The 2,454-nt window shown below is 70.6% G+C and carries 2 protein-coding genes; both read left to right on the top strand.

Annotation, left to right across the window (positions count from 1 at the left end):
- Positions 1 to 150 precede the first annotated feature (150 nt).
- Positions 151 to 1,044, top strand: a complete 894-nt coding sequence (locus ABZ070_RS36745) for an RNA polymerase sigma factor SigF (RefSeq protein WP_356640478.1) — start codon at positions 151 to 153, stop codon at positions 1,042 to 1,044.
- Positions 1,045 to 1,215: 171 nt separating this feature from the next.
- On the top strand, positions 1,216 to 2,454 hold a 1,239-nt coding region (locus ABZ070_RS36750; protein WP_356640480.1), incomplete at its 3' end, for a DegT/DnrJ/EryC1/StrS family aminotransferase.

Consider the following 2,454-nt stretch of genomic DNA (forward strand, 5'->3'; position numbering starts at 1 on the left):
CATATAGGAGATACGCCACTTGCCATCGTCCTGGCAGAACCGGTAGGGCTAGTAAAGACACAACCGACACGGCCGGCTTTGGAGGCGCCGCTCACCGCAGCAGCATGTATGGGCTTCGGCAGCCATATGCCGAGAACGATGGAGGAGACCATGTCACCCCGGCTCGACGAATTGCGTACCCCCACCGCGCCGTCGACACTGTCCACCCCCACCGGCGAGCAGCCCGAAGGCCTCCAGGGCCTGGCAGGCCTTCCGGACATCCCGCCCTTCGCAGAGGTGGGAGCACTGGACGCACGAGAGCTCTCCAAGACGCTCTTCGCACGCCTCGAGTCCCTCGAGGAGGGAACGCACGAGTACGCGTACGTCCGCAACACCCTGGTCGAACTGAACCTCGCGCTGGTCAAGTTCGCCGCCTCCCGGTTCCGCACCCGCAGCGAGCCGATGGAGGACATCGTCCAGGTCGGCACGATCGGCCTCATCAAGGCGATCGACCGCTTCGAACTCAGCCGCGGCGTCGAGTTCCCCACCTTCGCGATGCCGACCATCATCGGCGAGATCAAGCGCTTCTTCCGCGACACCAGTTGGTCGGTGCGCGTGCCGCGCCGGCTGCAGGAGCTGCGGCTGGACCTCGCGAGGGCGGGCGACGAGCTCTCCCAGCAGCTGGACCGCGCCCCCACCCTCGACGAGCTGGCCAAGCGCCTCGACATCAGCAGGGATGACGTCGTCGAGGGCATGGCGGCGAGCAACGCGTACACCGCGAGCTCCCTGGACGCCCAACCCGAGGACGACGACAACGAGGGTGCGCTCGCGCACCGCATCGGCTACGAGGACCACGGGCTCGAGGGCATCGAGTACATCGAGTCGCTGAAGCCCATCATCGCGAGCCTGCCGCCGCGGGACCGCAAGATCCTCTCCCTCCGGTTCGTCGCCAACATGACGCAGTCGGAGATCGGCGAGGAGCTCGGGATCTCGCAGATGCACGTGTCCCGGCTGCTGGCCCGGACCCTGGGCAGACTGCGCAAGAGCCTGACGCTGGACGAGTGAACTCCGCACCGCTGCACAGACTTTGAAGGGCCCATTCCGTCAAGGAATGGGCCCTTCCTCGTTATTGACGGGGCAGTCCTGATTGGTCCACATTGACCAGGGGCAAGTGGGGGGAATCACATGGCTCTTGGGGAGGGCTGCCCGCAGGCGTACGCACCACTCGAGGAGCTGATGCGCCGCCGCCTGGGCAGGGAGTGCCTGTACATGCCGTCGTGCCGTCTCGGGCTCTACATCGCGCTGCGGCACTGGTGCCCACCCGGCGGACGCGTACTGATGTCGCCGGTCAACGACGACGTGATCTTCTTCGTGGTGCTCGCGGCCGGGCTGCGGCCCGTGCAGGCCCCGCTGCGGGCCGACGACGGCTCCATCGATGTCCCGGCCGTTCCGGAGTCCGTGTGGCGCGGGCTGTCCGCCGTACTCACCACCAATCTGTACGGAAATCCCGACCCCGCGCCCGAACTGAGGTCGCACTGCGACAGATTGGGCATCCCGCTGATCGAGGACGCGGCGCACGCGATCGGCACAGTGGTGGCGGGGCGGCCGGTCGGCGGCTTCGGCGACGCGGCCGTCTTCAGCCTCTCCAAGCACACGGGGGCGAGGACTGGCGGATTCCTCGCCGTCACCGATCCGGCGGCACGGGAGGAACTGGCGCGGGCCAGGGACGTGCTGCTCACCCCCTCACGGCCGGCGGCGGAACTCGCGTACGCGCTGCGCCCCCACGCCGAGGCCACTGTGCGCCGGCTGCGGCTGACGGGGGCGGCGCGGACGGCGATGCGACTGCTGAGGCTCGAGGAGCGCACGGGCATCCGGATGGCGCTGCGGCCCGACGAACTGGCCCGGGCGGCTGCCCTGTCGCCGTCACTCGACGCGTTCCACTCCTGGGTCCGGGTCGACATGCACAGTTACCGGCTCGCGCCCGGCCGGATCCGGTCGGGGCGGACCGAGCGGCTGCTGGCGGGCCTCGACGAGCGGCTCGCCGCCCATCTGGAGGGAACACAGCGGCTGTTGGACACGCCGTGGGCCGCACCGCGGCCGGGTCCGGCGCAGCCGCTGTTCCGGGTGCCGCTGCTGGTCGAGGACCGCGACGCGGCAATCGCGGCGCTCGCCCGGCACCGGATCACCGTGGGCTACCTCTACGATCCGCCGCTCGACGCATACGCGGGTGACCGCTTCACGGACGGATCACCCACCCCGGCCGCGGCGGCCTGGTTCGCGCGCCACGCCCTGCCGGTGGACCCGCTGCTGGCCGACCGGGCGGCGGCCGTCCTGACCCGGTCAGGAGTGCGCCCGGCCCGGCCCCCGCTGCCTGCGCCCCGCCGCGCACCGGCCCGCATCCCCGCGCACCTCCTGCGCCGCCCGGACCCTGGCGAGAGCTCCGCGCACCTCCTGCGCCGCCCGGACCCTGGCGAG

It is taken from the genome of Streptomyces sp. NPDC006283, from assembly GCF_040613325.1.
Taxonomy (GTDB): Bacteria; Actinomycetota; Actinomycetes; order Streptomycetales; family Streptomycetaceae; genus Streptomyces.

Excerpts from the sequence above, each read along its gene's own strand:
- ABZ070_RS36745 (WP_356640478.1), top strand. The coding sequence starts at position 151 with ATGTCACCCCGGCTCGACGAATTGCGTACCCCCACCGCGCCGTCGACA.